15 protein-coding genes are annotated in these 17,450 nt (G+C 69.8%); 9 read left to right on the top strand and 6 right to left on the bottom strand.

Going from position 1 to position 17,450, the window contains the following annotated elements; genetic code table 11:
• The first annotated feature begins 241 nt into the window (after positions 1-241).
• From gap to C1N91_RS08650, 5 genes are all read left to right on the top strand, one after another.
• Positions 242-1,252, top strand: coding sequence for a type I glyceraldehyde-3-phosphate dehydrogenase (gap, locus tag C1N91_RS08670; RefSeq protein ID WP_058727794.1), 1,011 nt, complete (start codon positions 242-244; stop codon positions 1,250-1,252).
• The gene (locus C1N91_RS08665; protein WP_137767402.1) at positions 1,249-2,466 is read left to right on the top strand and encodes a phosphoglycerate kinase; all 1,218 of its coding nucleotides are present in this window, start codon (positions 1,249-1,251) and stop codon (positions 2,464-2,466) included. Before gap ends, C1N91_RS08665 begins: the two co-directional genes overlap by 4 nt.
• Positions 2,463-3,242 carry a triose-phosphate isomerase gene (gene tpiA / locus C1N91_RS08660; RefSeq protein ID WP_137767401.1) on the top strand — a complete coding sequence of 260 codons (780 nt, stop codon included), beginning with the start codon at positions 2,463-2,465 and terminating at the stop codon, positions 3,240-3,242. Before C1N91_RS08665 ends, tpiA begins: the two co-directional genes overlap by 4 nt.
• Before the next feature lie 120 nt (positions 3,243-3,362).
• Positions 3,363-3,614 (top strand): preprotein translocase subunit SecG, encoded by a 252-nt coding sequence (gene secG, locus C1N91_RS08655; protein ID WP_058727797.1) that lies wholly within the window; start codon positions 3,363-3,365, stop codon positions 3,612-3,614.
• A gap of 3 nt (positions 3,615-3,617) precedes the next feature.
• Positions 3,618-3,977: an RNA polymerase-binding protein RbpA gene (locus C1N91_RS08650; RefSeq protein WP_058727798.1), complete on the top strand. Its 360-nt coding sequence runs from the start codon at positions 3,618-3,620 to the stop codon at positions 3,975-3,977.
• Positions 3,978-4,279: 302 nt separating this feature from the next.
• Here the strand turns inward: C1N91_RS08650 and pgl are convergent, their stop codons facing one another.
• From pgl to tkt, 5 genes are all read right to left on the bottom strand, one after another.
• Positions 4,280-5,050 carry a 6-phosphogluconolactonase gene (gene pgl / locus C1N91_RS08645; protein ID WP_137767400.1) on the bottom strand — a complete coding sequence of 257 codons (771 nt, stop codon included), beginning with the start codon at positions 5,048-5,050 and terminating at the stop codon, positions 4,280-4,282.
• Positions 5,051-5,157: 107 nt separating this feature from the next.
• Entirely contained in the window at positions 5,158-6,102 is a 945-nt protein-coding gene (locus C1N91_RS08640; protein ID WP_137767399.1) for a glucose-6-phosphate dehydrogenase assembly protein OpcA, read from the bottom strand.
• Entirely contained in the window at positions 6,099-7,637 is a 1,539-nt protein-coding gene (zwf, locus tag C1N91_RS08635) for a glucose-6-phosphate dehydrogenase (protein ID WP_137767398.1), read from the bottom strand. The genes C1N91_RS08640 and zwf overlap by 4 nt, the downstream gene beginning before the upstream one ends.
• 193 nt (positions 7,638-7,830) lie before the next feature.
• Complete coding sequence (gene tal, locus C1N91_RS08630; RefSeq protein WP_137767397.1) at positions 7,831-8,943, bottom strand: transaldolase; 1,113 nt, start codon at positions 8,941-8,943, stop codon at positions 7,831-7,833.
• Positions 8,944-9,097: 154 nt separating this feature from the next.
• Positions 9,098-11,191 carry a transketolase gene (gene tkt, locus C1N91_RS08625; protein ID WP_137767396.1) on the bottom strand — a complete coding sequence of 698 codons (2,094 nt, stop codon included), beginning with the start codon at positions 11,189-11,191 and terminating at the stop codon, positions 9,098-9,100.
• Between the two features lie 373 nt (positions 11,192-11,564).
• Between tkt and C1N91_RS08620 the strand changes: the two genes are divergently transcribed.
• Positions 11,565-12,509 (top strand): heme o synthase, encoded by a 945-nt coding sequence (locus C1N91_RS08620; protein ID WP_137767395.1) that lies wholly within the window; start codon positions 11,565-11,567, stop codon positions 12,507-12,509.
• Positions 12,510-13,078: 569 nt separating this feature from the next.
• Here C1N91_RS08620 and C1N91_RS08615 read toward each other — a convergent pair.
• Complete coding sequence (locus tag C1N91_RS08615) at positions 13,079-14,065, bottom strand: COX15/CtaA family protein (RefSeq protein ID WP_137767394.1); 987 nt, start codon at positions 14,063-14,065, stop codon at positions 13,079-13,081.
• A gap of 250 nt (positions 14,066-14,315) precedes the next feature.
• Between C1N91_RS08615 and sufB the strand changes: the two genes are divergently transcribed.
• Genes sufB through C1N91_RS08600 form a run of 3 tightly spaced genes read left to right on the top strand, consistent with a single transcriptional unit; the run spans position 14,316 to position 17,404 of the window.
• Positions 14,316-15,734, top strand: coding sequence for a Fe-S cluster assembly protein SufB (gene sufB, locus C1N91_RS08610; protein WP_058727805.1), 1,419 nt, complete (start codon positions 14,316-14,318; stop codon positions 15,732-15,734).
• Positions 15,735-17,078, top strand: coding sequence for a Fe-S cluster assembly protein SufD (sufD, locus tag C1N91_RS08605; protein WP_175415966.1), 1,344 nt, complete (start codon positions 15,735-15,737; stop codon positions 17,076-17,078).
• The gene (locus C1N91_RS08600) at positions 17,078-17,404 is read left to right on the top strand and encodes a non-heme iron oxygenase ferredoxin subunit (protein ID WP_374109362.1); all 327 of its coding nucleotides are present in this window, start codon (positions 17,078-17,080) and stop codon (positions 17,402-17,404) included. The genes sufD and C1N91_RS08600 overlap by 1 nt, the downstream gene beginning before the upstream one ends.
• The last annotated feature ends 46 nt before the right edge of the window (positions 17,405-17,450 follow it).

The following is a 17,450-nucleotide window of genomic DNA, read 5'->3' as shown; positions in this document are numbered from 1 at the left end:
ACGGACGGGAGGCGCGGTGCCGGCTGGCACCGCGCCTCCCGTCCGTCCAGGGGGTGCGTCCAGGGCGCGCCGTGCGACCGTCCGGACGGACCGTCATCCGGCGCGGGCGCGCAGTGTCCGACTGCTAGGGTCGTTACGGCGACGTTACGGGGCGTATCGTCCACCACACGTGGGCCCGCAGGGCCCCACGACTCCGAAAAGCAGCGCCCCCGGGGGCGCTCCACACCCACCAGGAGATCCATTGACCGTCAAGATCGGCATCAACGGCTTCGGCCGCATCGGCCGTAACTTCTTCCGGGCCGCCCTCGCCAAGGGCTCCGACCTCGAGATCGTGGCGGTGAACGACCTCACCGACAACGCGGCCCTCGCGAACCTGCTGAAGTTCGACTCCATCACGGGTCGTCTCGGCGTCTCCGTCGAGCTCGACGGCGACAGCATCGTCGTCGACGGCAAGCCGATCAAGGTCCTCGCGGAGCGCGACCCCGCCAACCTCCCCTGGGGCGAGCTGGGCGTCGACATCGTCATCGAGTCGACCGGCTTCTTCACCAAGGCCGCCGACGCGCAGAAGCACATCGACGCGGGCGCCAAGAAGGTCATCATCTCGGCCCCGGCGACCGGCGACGACGTCACCATCGTCCTCGGCGTGAACGAGGACCAGTACGACCCCGAGAACCACAACATCATCTCGAACGCGTCGTGCACCACGAACAGCCTCGCGCCGCTCGCCAAGGTCTTCCACGACAAGTTCGGCATCGAGCGCGGTCTCATGACGACGGTCCACGCGTACACCGCCGACCAGAACCTGCAGGACGGCCCGCACAAGGACCCGCGTCGTGCCCGTGCCGCTGCGCTCAACATCGTCCCGACCTCGACCGGTGCAGCGAAGGCCATCGGCCTGGTCATGCCGGAGCTCGCCGGCAAGCTCGACGGCTACGCGCTCCGCGTGCCGGTGCCCACCGGTTCGATCACCGACCTCACCCTCGAGACGTCGTCCGAGGTCACCGTCGACGAGATCAACGCCGCCTACAAGGAGGCCGCAGAGGGCCCGCTCAAGGGCATCCTGCTCTACAGCGAGGACCCGCTGGTGTCGACCGACATCACGACGGACCCGCACTCGTCGATCTACGACTCCGGCCTGACCAAGGTCATCGGCAAGCTCGTCAAGATCACCTCGTGGTACGACAACGAGTGGGGCTACTCGAACCGCCTCGTCGACCTGACCGAGTACGTGGGCGAGCGACTCCCGGCATGAGCCTCCGCACCCTCGAGGACCTCGGCGACCTCGCCGGCAAGCGCGTCGTCGTCCGGTGTGACCTGAACGTCCCGCTCAAGGACGGCACGATCACCGACGACGGCCGCGTCCGCGCGTCGCTGGGCACGCTGAACACGCTCGTCAACGCCGGGGCGCGGGTCATCGTGATCTCGCACCTCGGCCGCCCCGACGGCACGCCCGCGCAGGAGTACTCGCTCGCCCCCGTGGCGCAGCGGCTCTCCGAGCTGCTGGGCAAGGAGGTCACCTTCGTCGGCGAGACCGTCGGCGACGAGGCGACCGCGGCCGCCGAGGCCCTCGGGGACGGCGACGTCCTGCTGCTCGAGAACCTCCGCTTCAACCCGGAGGAGACCTCGAAGGACGCGTCGGAGCGCCAGGCGTTCGCCGAGCGGATCGCCGCGCTCGGCGACGCGTTCGTGTCGGACGGCTTCGGCGTCGTGCACCGCAAGCAGGCCTCGGTGTACGAGCTCGCGGCCGCGCTCCCGAGCGCTGCCGGCTCGCTCATCGAGTCCGAACTGACGGTGCTCGAGCGCCTGACGAAGGACCCGCAGCGGCCGTACACGGTCGTGCTCGGCGGATCGAAGGTCAGCGACAAGCTCGGCGTCATCGAGCACCTGCTCCCGCAGGTCGACACGCTCTGCATCGGTGGCGGCATGCTCTTCACCTTCCTCGCGGCCCAGGGCCACGGGGTGGCGAAGTCGCTGCTCGAGCAGGACCAGCTCGACACCGTCCGCGCGTATCTGGCGAAGGCCGACGAGCTCGGCGTGACGATCGACCTGCCGACCGACGTGGTCGTGGCGTCCGGCTTCGCGGCCGACGCCGACCACGAGACCGTCGCGGCCGATGCCATCGAGTCCTCGTCGTTCGGTGCCGACGGCATCGGCCTCGACATCGGCCCGGAGACCGCAGCGCGCTTCGCATCGGCGGTGTCCGGCTCGAAGACGGTGTTCTGGAACGGGCCGATGGGCGTGTTCGAGTTCCCGGCGTTCGCAGCCGGCACGAAGGCCGTCGCGCAGGCGCTGACCGAGGTCGACGGCCTCGGCGTCGTCGGCGGTGGCGACTCCGCCGCTGCCGTCCGGTCCCTCGGGTTCTCGGACGACCGCTTCGGGCACATCTCGACCGGTGGTGGTGCGAGCCTCGAGTTCCTCGAGGGCAAGTCGCTGCCCGGTCTCGAAGCACTGGGGTGGTCCCGATGACCCGCACGCCCTTCATCGCCGGGAACTGGAAGATGAACCTGGACCACCTCCAGGCGATCGCCACCGTGCAGAAGCTCGCGTGGACGCTGAAGGACGCGCGCCACGACCACGACGACGTCGAGGTCGCGGTGTTCCCGCCCTTCACGGACCTGCGGAGCGTGCAGACGCTCATCTCGGCCGACAAGCTCGCGATCGAGTTCGGCGCGCAGGACCTCTCGCAGTACGACTCCGGTGCCTACACCGGCGACGTCTCGGGTGCGTTCCTCGCGGCCCTCGACGCGAAGTACGTCATCGTCGGGCACTCCGAGCGTCGCACGGTGCACGGGGAGACCGACGAGGTCGTGGCCGCGAAGACCGCCGCCGCCGTCAAGCACGGTCTGGTACCGGTCGTCTGCGTCGGCGAGACCGGCGAGGAGCGCGAGCAGCGAGGCGCCGGTGTCGTGCCGGTCGAGCAGCTGAAGGTCGTCCTCGACGCCGTCAAGCCGTCCGAGATCGTCGTCGCGTACGAGCCGGTGTGGGCGATCGGCTCCGGCCAGGCAGCCACCCCGGAACAGGCCCAGGAGGACTGCGCCGCCCTGCGCCGCGGGATCGCCGAGGCCTGGGGCGACGACCTCGCCGCGAGCACCCGCGTGCTCTACGGCGGTTCGGTGAAGTCGGGCAACATCGCCGGCTTCCTCCGCGAGCCCGACATCGACGGCGCGCTCGTCGGTGGCGCCTCGCTCGACGTGCAGGAGTTCGCGGCCATCGCACGTTTCCGGCAGCACGTCGGACTCTGATCCACCTCGCTCAGGCCGGTCACGTCCGCGTGGCCGGCCTGAGCCACGCCCTGCCCGGTGTCCTGGCTGCTCGCGCAGCCCGGTACACTTGCAGGGCTGACTTCACACGAAAGGTACGTCGTGGCGATACTCTCCGTCGTGCTGCAGGTCCTGCTCGCGATCACGAGCCTCCTGCTCACGCTCCTCATCCTCCTGCACAAGGGCCGCGGTGGCGGTCTCTCCGACATGTTCGGCGGCGGCGTGACGAGCAACCTCGGGGCGTCCGGCGTCGCCGAGCGCAACCTCAACCGCATCACGGTGATCCTCGGTCTGGTCTGGATCGTGTCCATCATCGTGCTCGGTCTCATCAACAAGTTCACGGCGGGGAGCTGATCCATGGCAACCGGAGGCAGTGCAATCCGAGGGTCGCGCGTCGGCGCGGGCCCGATGGGGGAGCAGGACCGCGGCGTCCAGGCGGAGCGCGTGGCGGTCTCGTACTGGGATGCCCTCGGCAACGAGGTCGTGCGGTACTTCTCGGCGACCCTGCCGGAGGACGAGATCCCGGAGACGGTCGACTCGCCCTCCACGGGTCTCCCGGCCGGGCGTGACAAGGAGAACCCTCCCGTCGTCGCGAAGACCGAGCCCTACAAGACGCACCTCGCGTACGTGAAGGAGCGCCGCACCGAGGAAGAGGCAGCGCAGCTCCTCGAGGACGCGCTGCAGCAGCTCCGGCAGCGTCGCGGTACCGCGAAGTAGCACCAGACATCACTGAGGCCCCCGCACCGACCCGGTGCGGGGGCCTTCGGCGTCCCTGGACGTCCTGGTGCCGAGGTCGGCAGTCGACGAGCGAACTCCCGGTGCCGGGCTCTCGGGTTGCACGACGTGCCGCCCGCTGCCGTTCAGGTCGCACGGCATGCCGTCGGCGGCGAAGGTGAGCGGCAAGTCCTGCGACCAGAAGCCCACCACGGCGGGACAGCCGTCAGACAGACAGACAGACAGACAGACGGGAGGCGCGGTGCCAGCCGGCACTGCGCCTCCCGTCCGTCAGGGGGCTGCGTCTAGTACGTCGAGGCGATCAGGTTCTCCGGGACGTCGCGCGCGGCGTCCTGGTCGACGAAGAACACGGTGCGCTTCCGGCCCTGCACGCCGCCGACGGGGACCTCGTCCACCGCGGCACCCGCGAGCGCGAGGCCGAGCACGGACGCCTTCTCGGCGCCGGACAGGATCACCCACACACGCTGCGAGGCGTTGATCACCGGGAACGACAGCGTCAGGCGCTGCGCCGGCGGCTTGGGGGAGTCGTCGACCGTCAGCACGGCACGGTCGGTGACCGCGAGCTGCGGGAACTCGGGGAAGAGCGACGCCGTGTGGCCGTCCGGGCCGACGCCGAGCAGCGTGATGTCGAAGCGCGGTGCGACCGCACCCTCGGGAGCGGCGTCCTGCATCTCGCGCTCGTACTGCGCGGCGGCCTCCTCGATGGTCAGTCCCGCGTCGGACGGCGCCATCGGGTGGATGTTCGTCTCGGGGATGTCGACGTGCGCGAAGAAGTCGGACTGCGTGCCGGTGACGTTGCGGTCCGCGTCACCCTCGGCGACCCAGCGCTCGTCGACCCACCAGACGTGCACCTTCGACCAGTCCACGCTCTCGCGCGCGGGCGACTGCCCGATCGCCGCGAGGACCAGGGTCGACACGGAGCCGCCACTGATCGCGATGTCGGCGCGCTCCTGCTCGTCCAGCACGTCGATGATCTTCGTGATGAAGCGGGCGGCGACCGACGCGCCGAGGGACTGCTTGTCCGGGTGCACCAGCACCCGTCGTTCGTTGGTCACGTGTCTCCCGTGTTCGTGGCGGCCGACCGGTGCGACCGCCTTCGGTCCGGCCGGGCCCGGGTGGGAGTCGTGTCGACCACCACCCGGGACCCGGTCGTGTGGGGCGCTCAGCCGGCGATGGTCTCGCGCAGCTGGGGCACCCCGTGCTTGACGACGTCTCCGAAGAGGACGTCGGGGTCGAGTCTACGGAGTTCCTCTGCGAGGCAGTCACGCAGGTTCCGCCGCGGCAGCGACAGGTCGTGCGTCGGTTGGCCGGGCATCGACAGGGTCGCGACGTCGACGAGCGAGCGCTCGAGGTCGATCGTGCCCGAGGCGCGGTGGAGCTTGACCCCGTGGATGCCGCTGGAGCCGGTGGCCCGCGGCGAGGTCACGACGGACACCGGCACCTCGAGCCGCAGCTGCAGCCAGGCGGCGAGCAGGACCGTCGACGGGCTGTCGCTCGCGCCGGAGACCTCGACACCCGTGACGGGCTCGTACGGCGGCTGGTCGAGCGCCGCGGCGAGCTGGTTCCGCCACAGCGTCAGGCGGGTCCACGCGAAGTCGGTGTCGCCGGGGACGTAGGACTTCCCGAGCGCCTCGATGGCGCGGTTCGGGTCCTTCTGCGCGGCGGCGTCGGTGATGCGACGCTGCGCGATCCGGCCCAGCGCGGACGCCGCCGGCTGCTCGGGAGCGGCCTGCGGCCACCACGCGACCACGGGCGCGTCCGACAGCAGGAGGCCCGTGACCAGGCTCTCCTCGTCGGTCGCGGTCTCGCCGTAGGCACGGAGGACGATGACCTCGCTCGCCCCCGCGTCGCTCCCGACGCGGATCTGCGCGTCGAGACGACCGGGCGACTTCGTGTCCCCGTCGTTCTTCGACACGATGATGACGCGCATCGGGTGCTCCCGCGACGCCTGGTTCGCGGCCGAGATCGCCTCTTCCTCGTGGCCGAGGGCCGTCGAGATGATGAGTGTCAGCACGCGCCCGAGGGCGACGGCGCCGCCCTCCTCGCGGATGTGGACGAGCTTCTTCTGGATCTTCGAGACCGTGGTGTTCGGCATGTCGATCTTCATGGACGCCTCCAGGTCCGGCCGTCTCGGGCGAGCAGGGCGTCGGCGGACGCCGGACCCCACGTGCCGGGACGGTACTGCTCGGGTTGGCCCTGCGTGGCCCAGAACTCCTCGATCGGGTCGAGGATCTTCCACGACAGTTCCACCTCTTGGTGACGGGGGAACAGCGGCGGGTCGCCGAGGAGCACGTCGAGGATGAGTCGCTCGTACGCCTCCGGCGAGGCCTCGGTGAACGCGTGCCCGTAGCCGAAGTCCATCGTCACGTCGCGCACCTGCGTGCCGACGCCGGGCACCTTCGAGCCGAAGCGGAGCGTGACGCCCTCGTCCGGCTGGACACGGATGACCAGCGCGTTCTGTCCGAGCGGCGCCTCCGTGTTGCCGTAGACGTCCTCGGGGACGCGCTTGAAGACGATCGCGATCTCCGTCACCCGACGGCCGAGACGCTTGCCGGCGCGCAGGTAGAACGGGACGCCCTGCCAGCGACGGGTCGCGATGTCGAGCTTGATCGCCGCGTAGGTCTCGGTCGTGGACTCGGGGTTCATCCCCGCCTCCTCGAGGAACCCGAGCACCTTCTCGCCGCCCTGCCAGCCACCGTCGTACTGCCCGCGGGCGGTCGCCGTGGCGAGGTCCTCCGGCAGCCGCACGGCGGAGAGCACCTTCTCCTTCTCGGCACGCAGGTCGGCGGCCTTGAACGAGACGGGCTCCTCCATCGCCGTGAGCGCGAGGAGCTGCAGCAGGTGGTTCTGGATGACGTCGCGCGCGGCGCCGATGCCGTCGTAGTACGCGGCACGACCGGCGACGCCGATGTCCTCGGCCATCGTGATCTGCACGTGGTCGACGTGGTTCGAGTTCCAGATGGGTTCGTACATCTGGTTGGCGAACCGGAGCGTCAGGAGGTTCTGGACGGTCTCCTTGCCGAGGTAGTGGTCGATGCGGAACACGTCGTCGGGCGCGAAGACGCTCTCGACGATCGCGTTCAGTTCGCGCGCGGTGCGGAGGTCGGAGCCGAACGGCTTCTCGACGACGACGCGGCTCCACGAGCCCTCGCGCTTCTCGGTGAGACCGGAGACCTTGAGCTGCTCGGTCACCACCGGGAACATCTTCGGCGGGATCGACAGGTAGAAGGCGTGGTTGCCGAGGGTGCCGCGCTCGGCGTCGAGCTCGTCGACGGTGCGCTTCAGCTCGAGGAACGCCTCGGGGTCGTCGAACGAGCCCTGCACGAAGCGGATGCCCTGTTCGAGCTGCTTCCAGACGGCCTCGTCGAACGGGGTGCGGGAGTGGTCGCGGACCGCGTCGTGCACGAGCTGGGAGAAGTCCTGGTCCTCCCAGTCGCGCCGGGCGAACCCGACGAGCGCGAACCCGGGCGGCAGGAGCCCCCGGTTCGCCAGGTCGTAGACCGCGGGCATCAGCTTCTTGCGGGACAGGTCGCCCGTGACGCCGAAGATGATGAGGGTGCTGGGACCCGCGATCCGGTTCAGACGTCGGTCGGTCGGCAACCGGAGCGGGTTGTGCTCCGGGGTGATCGCCACCGGTGACATGAGTCGGTGAACTCCTTGTGAGTCGAACGGAGACGGCGGAGCGCAACGCTGCGGTGGCAGCGGCGACTCCGCCGTCGTGGTGGTCAGGGCTGGCCGGGAGGCGCGTGGCGGCTCCGGCGGACCGGTCCTGACCGTGGGTGCCTTCGTCCCGACGACGGTGGTGTCGTCACCGGGACGCAGGCTCCTGTGGTGCCTACTTGCTGTTCTCGAGCGCGGTCTTCACCGTGTCGACGAGCTCGCCCCAGGAGACGTTGAACTTGTCCACGCCCTCCTTCTCGAGCAGCGCGACGACGTCGTCGTAGTCCACACCGGCCGCGGCGATCTGGTCCATGACCTGCTGCGCGGCCTCGTACGAGCCGGCGATCGCGTCACCGTGGATCTCGCCGTGGTCGAACGTCGCGTCGAGCGTCTTGCCCGGCATGGTGTTGACCGTGTTCGGCGCGGCGAGCTCGGTCACGTAGAGCGTGTCGGGCAGCGACGGGTCCTTGACACCGGTCGACGCCCAGAGCGGACGCTGCGTGTTGGCACCCGACTCGAGCAGGCCCAGGGCGCGCTCGGTGGCGAACGCCTCGGTCCAGACCTGGTACGCGAGCTGCGCGTTGGCGATGCCGGCCTTCGACTTGAGGGCCGTCGCCTCGTCGGTGCCGACGGCGTCGAGGCGCTTGTCGATCTCGGAGTCGACGCGCGACACGAAGAACGACGCGACCGAGTGGATCTTCGAGAGGTCGTGGCCGGCGGCCTTGGCCTTCTCGAGGCCACCGAGGTAGGCGTCGATGACGGCGCGGTAGCGCTCGAGCGAGAAGATCAGCGTGACGTTGACGGAGATGCCGGCGCCGATGACCTCGGTGATGGCCTCGAGGCCCTCGAGGGTCGCGGGGATCTTGATGAGGACGTTCTCGCGGCCGACCTTCTCGAACAGGAACTTCGCCTGCTCGATGGTCTTCTGCGTGTCGTGTGCCAGGCCCGGCTCGACCTCGATCGAGACACGGCCGTCGAAGCCCTTGGTCTCGTCGTAGATCGGCTTGAAGACGTCGGAGGCGTTCGCGACGTCCTGCGTGGTGATCTCGAAGATCGCCTCGGTGACGTCGGTGCCCTTCGCCGCGAGCTCCTTGACCTGCGCGTCGTAGCGCTCGCCCTTGGCGAGGGCCGACGCGAAGATGGTCGGGTTCGTGGTCACGCCGACGACGTTCTTCTGCTCGATGAGCTCGGTGAGCTTGCCGGTCTCGAGTAGCTCGCGCGACAGGTCGTCGAGCCAGATGCTGACGCCGACCTCGGAGAGGGCGGCGGTGGGGGTGTTCTCAGCCATGGTTTCTCTTCTTCTTTCGTCGACCGGCCCGGTGCGCGGAGGCGACCAGGGCCGTGGTGTCGTGGTCTGTGGGCCGGGAGGCGCGGGGCGGGCCCGCTGCGTGCCTCCCGGCAGAGGGGCCGGACCCGGCGTACCGGATCCGGCCCCTCGTGGGTCAGGACGCTGCGATCGATTCCTTTGCGGCCGCGACCACGTGCTCCGTGGTGAAGCCGAACTCGGCGAACAGGCGCTGGTAGTCGGCCGACGCACCGAAGTGCTCGATCGACACGCTGCGGCCCTTGTCGCCGACGATGTCGCGCCAGCTCATCGCGATGCCGGCCTCGACCGAGACGCGCGCGGTCACGGCCTTCGGCAGGACCTGCTCGCGGTAGGACTCCGACTGCTCGAAGAACCACTCGAGCGACGGGGCGCTCACGACGCGGGCGTTGATGCCCTCGCCCTTGAGCTGCTCGCGGGCGTCGACCGCGATCTGGACCTCGGAACCGGTCGCGATGAGGATCACGTCCGGGGTGCCGTTCGGCGCCTCGGCCAGCACGTACGCACCCTTGCCGACGTTCTTCGCCGACGCGAGCGTGTCGCCGGAGGCGTCGCCCTCGCCACGCTCGAACACCGGGAGGTTCTGGCGGCTCAGCGCGATGCCGGCCGGGCGGTCCTTGTGCTTGAGCATCTCGAGCCAGGCGTACGAGACCTCGTTGGCGTCGGCCGGACGGACGACGTCGAGACCCGGGATCGCGCGGAGGGCGGTGAGCTGCTCGATCGGCTGGTGCGTCGGGCCGTCCTCGCCGAGGGCGATGGAGTCGTGGGTCCAGACGTAGATCGCCGGCGCCTTCATGAGCGCGGCGAGACGGACCGCCGGACGCATGTAGTCGCTGAAGATGAGGAACGTGCCGCCGAAGGGGCGGGTGTTCCCGTGCAGCACGATGCCGGAGAGGATCGAGCCCATCGCGTGCTCGCGGATGCCGAAGTGCAGCACGCGGCCGTACGGGTCGGTCGACCAGGTCTTCGTCGAGGCCTCGGCCGGACCGAAGGACTTGGCGCCCTCGATCGTCGTCAGGTTCGACTCGGCGAGGTCGGCGGAACCGCCCCAGAACTCGGGCATGAGCGGCGCGATGGCGTTGATGACCTTGCCGGACGCGGCGCGGGTCGAGACGGCCTTCTCGGTGGAGAACACCGGCAGCGCCTCTTCGAGGCCCTCGGGGAGCTCACCGGCGTTGATGCGGTCGAGCATCGCCTTCTTCTCCGGGTTGGCCGCAGCCCACGCGTCGAAGGTCTTGTTCCACTCGGCGTGCTGCTCCTGGCCCTTGGTGATCGCACCGCGGGTGTACTCGAGCACCTCCGGGTCGACGTGGAAGGTCTTGTCGGCATCGAAGCCGAGGACCTCCTTGAGGCCCTTCAGCTCGTCGGCGCCGAGCGCCGAGCCGTGGATCTTGCCGGAGTTCTGCTTGGTCGGCGACGGCCACCCGATGATCGTCTTGAGGACGATGAGCGACGGCTTGGTCGTCTCGGCCTTGGCCGCCTCGACCGCGCGGTAGAGCTCCTCGACGTCCTCGGAGTACTCGCCGGTCTTCTTCCAGTCGACGTGCTGGACGTGCCAGCCGAGTGCCTCGTAGCGGGCCGCGACGTCCTCGGAGAACGCGATGTCGGTGTCGTCCTCGATCGAGATCTGGTTCGAGTCGTAGAAGACGACCAGGCGACCGAGCTGCTGGCGGCCGGCGAGGCTCGCGGCCTCGTTGGTGACGCCCTCCTGCATGTCGCCGTCACCGGCGATCACGTAGGTGAAGTGGTCGAAGGGCGACTCGCCGTCGGCGGTCTCCGGGTCGAACAGGCCGCGCTCGAAGCGCTGCGCGTAGCCGAAGCCGACGGCCGAGGCGAGGCCCTGGCCGAGCGGGCCGGTGGTGATCTCGACGCCGTCGGTGTGGCCGTACTCCGGGTGACCCGGGGTCTTCGAGCCCCACTTGCGCAGGTGCTGCAGGTCCTCGAGCTCGAGGCCGTAGCCGTGCAGGTAGAACTGCACGTACTGCAGGATCGAGGCGTGTCCGGCGGACAGGATGAAACGGTCGCGGCCGATCCAGGTGGAGTCGCTGGGGTCGCGACGCATCACCTTCTGGAAGAGCAGGTGGGCGACCGGCGCGAGGCTCATCGCGGTGCCGGGGTGACCGTTGCCGGCGGCCTCGACCGAGTCGGCGGCGAGGACGCGAGCGGTGTCGACGGCCTTCCGGTCGATGGCGTCCCAGGTGAATTCAGCCACTTGGATGTTGACCCTTCGTTGTTGCGACATGTGCGAGGGCTCGTGCCATCGCACGGACATGATCGCCGTCCCGGGGCCGTGTGTCGTGTCGCCGTCGAGCGGCGGCCGACCGGCTCTTCGCGACCGACGTCTTCGGGGCACACGATGCGGGAGGGCGTGTCCAGCATAGTGACAACGCTCTCAGAAGGTGTCCAGGTGACGACGGTGCCGTGTCGAGCACTCGGCCCGGTCGGCGAGGCGGGGCATCCTCGCGGCGCCTCGATGGCCTAAACTGGCGGGGACCCGTGTGCATTCCGGGTCGACGCACGCCCCGACGGTGACGGAGCCGCCCACCGAGCGTGCGAGCTGACGCGAACGGACTGAGGTTCCCCTGTTGACTGCCACCGCGACCCGGCCCGACACCGATCGACCCCGCTCGACGCTGTCGCGCAAGGTCCGGGCGTACGTGTCGCTGACGAAGCCCCGGGTCATGGAACTGCTCCTCGTCACCACGGCGCCGACGATGTTCCTGGCGGAGCGCGGGGTCCCGGACCTGTGGCTCGTCTTCTGGACGATGCTCGGTGGTGCGATGTCGGCGGGTTCGGCGTCGGCGTTCAACTGCTACATCGACCGTGACATCGACCGGCTGATGAAGCGCACGAGCCAGCGGCCCCTGGTCACCGGTGAGCTCTCCGACCGCGAAGCGCTTGTGTTCTCGTGGACCCTCGCGGTGCTGTCGACCGCGGTCCTCGGCTTCCTGGTGAACTGGCTCGCCGCCGCGCTCAGCGTGGTCGCGATCCTGATCTACGTGTGCGTCTACACGCTCTGGCTCAAGCGCCGCACGCCGCAGAACATCGTCTGGGGCGGGTCGGCCGGCTGCATGCCCGTGCTCATCGGCTGGGCCGGCGTCACCGGGTCGCTGTCCTGGGCGCCGATCATCCTCTTCATGGTGATCTTCCTCTGGACGCCGCCGCACTACTGGCCGCTGTCGATGAAGTACCGCGACGACTACGACGCCGCCGACGTGCCGATGCTCGCGGTCGTCCGCGGCCGCACGGTCGTCGGGCTGCAGGTCGTGCTCTACGCCTGGGCGACGCTGGTCTGCTCGCTGCTGCTCATCCCGGTCGCGCACATGGGGCCGCTGTACACGGTCGTCGCGCTCGCTGGCGGCATCTGGTTCGTCGTGGAGTCGCACCGGCTGTACTCGCGGGCGATCCAGCACGTGGAGCAGGTCCAGCCGATGCGGGTCTTCCACAGCTCGATCACGTACCTGACGCTGCTCTTCATCGCCGTGGGCATCGACCCGCTGCTGCCGCAGGTCTTCACCTTCACGATCTAGTCCGGGCTCGTCGCCCGATCCCACAGCGCCGCCGGTCCGCCGGCGGCGCTGTCGTGTTGAGGGGCGCATGGCCGTCTCGGCGGCATCGGTGCCCGTGTCGGGGTGCTGGCCCGGGCGACGAGGCCGCTGTCGTACGACGACGCAGGTGTCGCGGCAGCCGCAGGACCGCGAGCGGCGCCGATTCAGGTGACGCATCCGCTGTCGTGCGACGACCACGGTGTCGCGGCAGCCGCGGGACCGCGAGCGGTGTCGGACGGGAGGCGCGGGGCGGGCGTGCGACGAGCCTCCTGTCCGTCTCGTGGCCGGGCCGGCGCCAGACCGGTCGCATCCGCGCGGGACGGGGGCGTGCGTCCGAGACGGTCGCGTCCGCGTGAGACGGCGCCGAATCCGGGGGCGCATCGCACCGACGACGGCGTCCCACGCCGACGACGGCGTCTCGCGGCGACGCCGGCGTCTCGCGCATGGTCGCGGTACCCAAGCAGCCCGGACGACGACATCCCGCGCGTCGGCGCTCGAGACGGAGGCGACGCGCGGGATGTCGGAGGAGAAGAGCGCGGGGCGGCGCCGGGTCAGGCGGCGATGCGCTCCCGGACGGCCTGGCGCCCGGCGCTGCCGCGCGTGGAGAGCACGACGACGGTGACGGCGCCGACGAGGAGTCCGGCGAGCACCATGTGCGTCCCCACCAGGCCGACCGGCAGGCCGGTGCGTGCCTGGGTCAGGCCGACGGCGATCTGCACGAACTCGACGACGAGCAGGACGAGGGCCCAGCGGCTCGAGAGTCGCAGGACGACCGCTCCGACGACGAGCGCGAGGGTCAGGGCGAAGAGCACGTACGCCGGGATCGCGTGCAGGTGCTCCATGAGCTGCGGGTCGAAGCCGGTGCGGTGCAGACGGCCGCCGTCGACGGCCTCGCTCGCTCCCGCGTGCGGGCCGGAGCCCGTGGTCAGGATGCCGACCAGGACGGTGACGACCACGGCGGCGACCGTGCCGCGGACCAGGCCGGTGTACCAGCCGGGGACCAGTCGGGCAGCGGTGCGCGGGCCGTTCATCGAGCGGTAGACCAGTGTTGCAGTGACCGCGACGAGGGTCGTGGAGACGACGAAGTGCAGGCCGACGACGAAGGGGTTGAGGTTCGTGAGCACGCTGAGACCGCCGATCACGGCCTGCACCGGGATCGCGATGCCCTGGGCGAAGGCGAGCCAGAAGAGCTCGGGACGCGTGCGGCGCATCCGGACCACGAGCAGGAACATCGCGACCGCGACGATCACCAGCACGAAGGTGAGCAGACGGTTCCCGAACTCGATCACGCCGTGGATGCCCATCTCGGGCGTGGACACGAGCGACTCGGCGGTGCACTTCGGCCACGTCGGGCAGCCCAGGCCGGAGGCGGTGAGCCGGACGAGGCCACCGGTGCCGATCAGCACGACCTCGACCACGAAGGACGCCCAGGCGAGCCAGATCACGCGGGGGTCGACCGCGCGGGGGAGCGACCACCACCGCGGGTCGCGGGTGCCGGGGCGGACGCCCTGCTCGACGGTGGGTCCGACGCGAGTCACGAGGGTGGTGCCTTCCTGTTGTTCCGTGCGGTGAACCTGTAGGATTCGAGGGTTCAGCAGCAGTCAAGTCTAGGCAGGCGCCGGCTCCGAATGGGCCGAGATCGCCGATCGGTCGGACGACTGCGTGGGACCATCGACGTTGCGAGGCAGCAACGCCGTGGGACTCCTGTCGGAGGTCCGCGGTGGAATGGCGTCCGGACGTCACGGGTTGTCCCGGAAGACGCTGCCGCGAGAAGGAAACGAGGAGACCATGTCCGACGTGCTCATCGACCGTCCAGAACTCGAAGGGCTCGGCCAGTACGAGTTCGGCTGGTCCGACTCCGACACGGCCGGTGCGTCTGCGCGCCGTGGTCTGTCGGACGAGGTGGTCAGCGACATCTCCGCCCGGAAGGACGAGCCCGAGTGGATGCGCAAGCTCCGCCTCAAGGCGCTCACGCTGTTCGACCGCAAGCCGATGCCGTCGTGGGGCGCCGACCTGTCGGACATCGACTTCGACAACATCAAGTACTTCGTGAAGTCCACCGAGAAGCAGGCCCAGACCTGGGAAGAGCTGCCCGAGGACATCCGCAACACCTACGAGCGTCTCGGCATCCCCGAGGCCGAGCGCCAGCGTCTCGTCGCCGGCGTGGCGGCCCAGTACGAGTCCGAGGTCGTCTACCACCAGATCCGCGAGGACCTGGAGCAGCAGGGCGTCATCTTCATGGACACCGACACGGCGCTCCGCGAGCACCCGGAGTTCTTCGAGGAGTACTTCGGCTCCGTCATCCCGGCCGGCGACAACAAGTTCGCCGCGCTGAACACCGCCGTGTGGTCCGGCGGCTCGTTCGTCTACGTCCCGAAGGGCGTGCACGTCGAGATCCCGCTGCAGGCCTACTTCCGGATCAACACCGAGAACATGGGCCAGTTCGAGCGGACGCTGATCATCGCGGACGAGGACTCCTACGTCCACTACATCGAGGGCTGCACGGCCCCGATCTACAAGTCGGACTCGCTGCACTCCGCCGTGGTCGAGATCATCGTGAAGAAGAACGCCCGCGTGCGCTACACGACGATCCAGAACTGGTCGAGCAACGTCTACAACCTCGTCACCAAGCGTGCGATCGCGCACGAGGGCGCGACGATGGAGTGGATCGACGGCAACATCGGCTCCAAGGTCACGATGAAGTACCCGTCGATCTACCTCGCCGGCGAGCACGCCAAGGGTGAGACGCTGTCCGTGGCCTTCGCCGGTCCGGGCCAGCACCAGGACGCCGGCGCGAAGATGATCCACATGGCGCCGTACACGACGTCGTCCATCGTCTCGAAGTCGATCGCCCGCGGAGGCGGCCGTGCCGGCTACCGCGGCGAGGTCCGCGTCGACCCGGCCGCGCACCACGCCGCGAACACGGTGCGCTGCGACGCGCTGCTCGTCGACACGGTGAGCCGCAGCGACACCTACCCGGCGATCGACATCCGCGTCGACGACGTGCAGCTCGGGCACGAGGCCACCGTCTCCCGCGTGAGCGAGGAGCAGCTGTTCTACCTCATGTCGCGCGGCATGCCGGAGGACGAGGCCATGGCCATGATCGTCCGCGGCTTCATCGAGCCCATCGCCCGCGAGCTCCCGATGGAGTACGCGCTCGAACTCAACAAGCTCATCGAGATGAGCATGGAAGGATCCGTCGGCTAGATGTCGAACACCAGCACCAACCCGACACCGACCGACGGGGCGACCCCCGCTCCCCGCATCGACCAGCCGGTCGAGCCCTCGGCCGTCGCACAGGGCCAGCAGACCCCGTCGGCGCAGGGGACCGAGCGCACCGCTGGTTCGGAACAGCACGGCGCTCGGGCGCACTCCGACGGCGGCTGGGACACGAAGGTCCCGGTCCAGACCCGCTCGGAGCGCCCGCAGTCCGGTGACCTCGACGCCTTCCCGCCGGTCACCGGCCGCGAGGTCAACTGGAAGTTCGCACCGCTCGCGAAGCTCCAGCCGCTGCTCGACGGCGGCCTCGACGGCTCCGCCTACCGGTTCCTGGCCCGCCAGACCGAAGGCGCGGACGTCGAGTGGGGCCGGAGCGACGACCCGGTCGTCGGCTCCGCCGGCCTGCCCGAGGACCGCGCCGCGGCTGCGGCCTGGACCGCGCGCGACGCCGTGCTCAAGGTGACGGTCAAGGCGACCGACGCCCACGAGTCCATCTCGATCACCCGGTCGGACTTCGGCACGTCCGCCCGCGCAGCGCACACGGTCATCACGGCCGAGCAGCACGCGCAGGGCATCGTCGTGATCGACAACCGCGGGTCGGCGCTCCTCAGCGAGAACGTCGAGATCGTCGTCCGCGACGGCGCACGACTGACGGTCGTCAGCCTGCAGGACTGGGACGACGACGCGGTGCACGTGTCGACGCAGTTCGCCGAGGTCGGCCGCGACGCCTTCCTCAAGCACGTCGTGGTCTCGCTCGGCGGCGACGTCGTCCGGGTGAACCCCTCGACGCACCTCGGAGCGCAGGGCGCCGACACCGAGATGTACGGCGTGTACTTCGCCGACGCGGGTCAGTACATCGAGCAGCAGGTGTACGTGAACCACGACGCCCCGAACACCCGCGGTCGCGTCAACTACAAGGGCGCACTGCAGGGCGAGGGCGCGCACACGGTCTGGATCGGCGACGTGCTCATCGGTCGCGCCGGTGACGGCACCGACTCGTACGAGCAGAACCGCAACCTCGTCCTGACCGACGGCACGCGCGCGGACAGCATCCCGAACCTCGAGATCGAGACGGGCAACATCGAGGGTGCCGGGCACGCCAGCGCGACCGGTCGCTTCGACGACGAGCAGCTGTTCTACCTGCAGGCCCGTGGGATCCCCGAGGAAGAGGCCCGACGTCTCGTCGTCCTCGGCTTCCTGGTCGAGGTCATCCAGAAGATCGGCGCGCCCGAGCTCGAGGAGCGTCTGATCGCCGCCGTGGAGCAGGAGCTCGCCGACGGTCGCACCGCGGTCGCCGCTGCCGAGCCCGAGGCCGAGCAGGCGGACGCCTGATGGCCGAGAAGGTCTGCGCCGAGTCCGAGATCGCCGTCGACAGCCCGATGCGGGTCGTCGTCGACGGCACCGCCGTGGCGATCGTCAAGGACTCCGCCGGCACCGTCCACGCGATCGGCGACACCTGCACGCACGGGGACATCTCCCTGGCCGAGGGCTTCGTCGAGGGCGACACGCTCGAGTGCTGGGCCCACGGGTCCCGGTTCTCGCTGGCGACCGGCAAGCCGCAGAACTTCCCGGCGTACGAGCCGGTGCCCGTCTTCCGGGTCGAGGTCCGTGACGGCGACGTCTACGTCGACGTGCACGACACCGTCCCCGTCGACTGAGCGACCCCACTCTCCTCCGCGGCTGACGCCGCACACCAGCTGCAAC

The sequence above is a fragment of the Curtobacterium sp. SGAir0471 genome (assembly GCF_005490985.1).
Taxonomy (GTDB): Bacteria; Actinomycetota; Actinomycetes; order Actinomycetales; family Microbacteriaceae; genus Curtobacterium.
Note: the sequence above shows the minus strand (reverse complement) of the source record. Positions and strands in the feature narration are given on the sequence as shown.

Coding starts and splice junctions, on each gene's coding strand:
- C1N91_RS08665 (WP_137767402.1), top strand. CDS start 1,249: ATGAGCCTCCGCACCCTCGAGGACCTCGGCGACCTCGCCGGCAAGCGC.
- tpiA (WP_137767401.1), top strand. CDS start 2,463: ATGACCCGCACGCCCTTCATCGCCGGGAACTGGAAGATGAACCTGGAC.
- C1N91_RS08650 (WP_058727798.1), top strand. CDS start 3,618: ATGGCAACCGGAGGCAGTGCAATCCGAGGGTCGCGCGTCGGCGCGGGC.
- C1N91_RS08640 (WP_137767399.1), bottom strand. CDS start 6,102: ATGAAGATCGACATGCCGAACACCACGGTCTCGAAGATCCAGAAGAAG.
- zwf (WP_137767398.1), bottom strand. CDS start 7,637: ATGTCACCGGTGGCGATCACCCCGGAGCACAACCCGCTCCGGTTGCCG.
- tal (WP_137767397.1), bottom strand. CDS start 8,943: ATGGCTGAGAACACCCCCACCGCCGCCCTCTCCGAGGTCGGCGTCAGC.
- sufB (WP_058727805.1), top strand. CDS start 14,316: ATGTCCGACGTGCTCATCGACCGTCCAGAACTCGAAGGGCTCGGCCAG.
- sufD (WP_175415966.1), top strand. CDS start 15,735: ATGTCGAACACCAGCACCAACCCGACACCGACCGACGGGGCGACCCCC.
- C1N91_RS08600 (WP_374109362.1), top strand. CDS start 17,078: ATGGCCGAGAAGGTCTGCGCCGAGTCCGAGATCGCCGTCGACAGCCCG.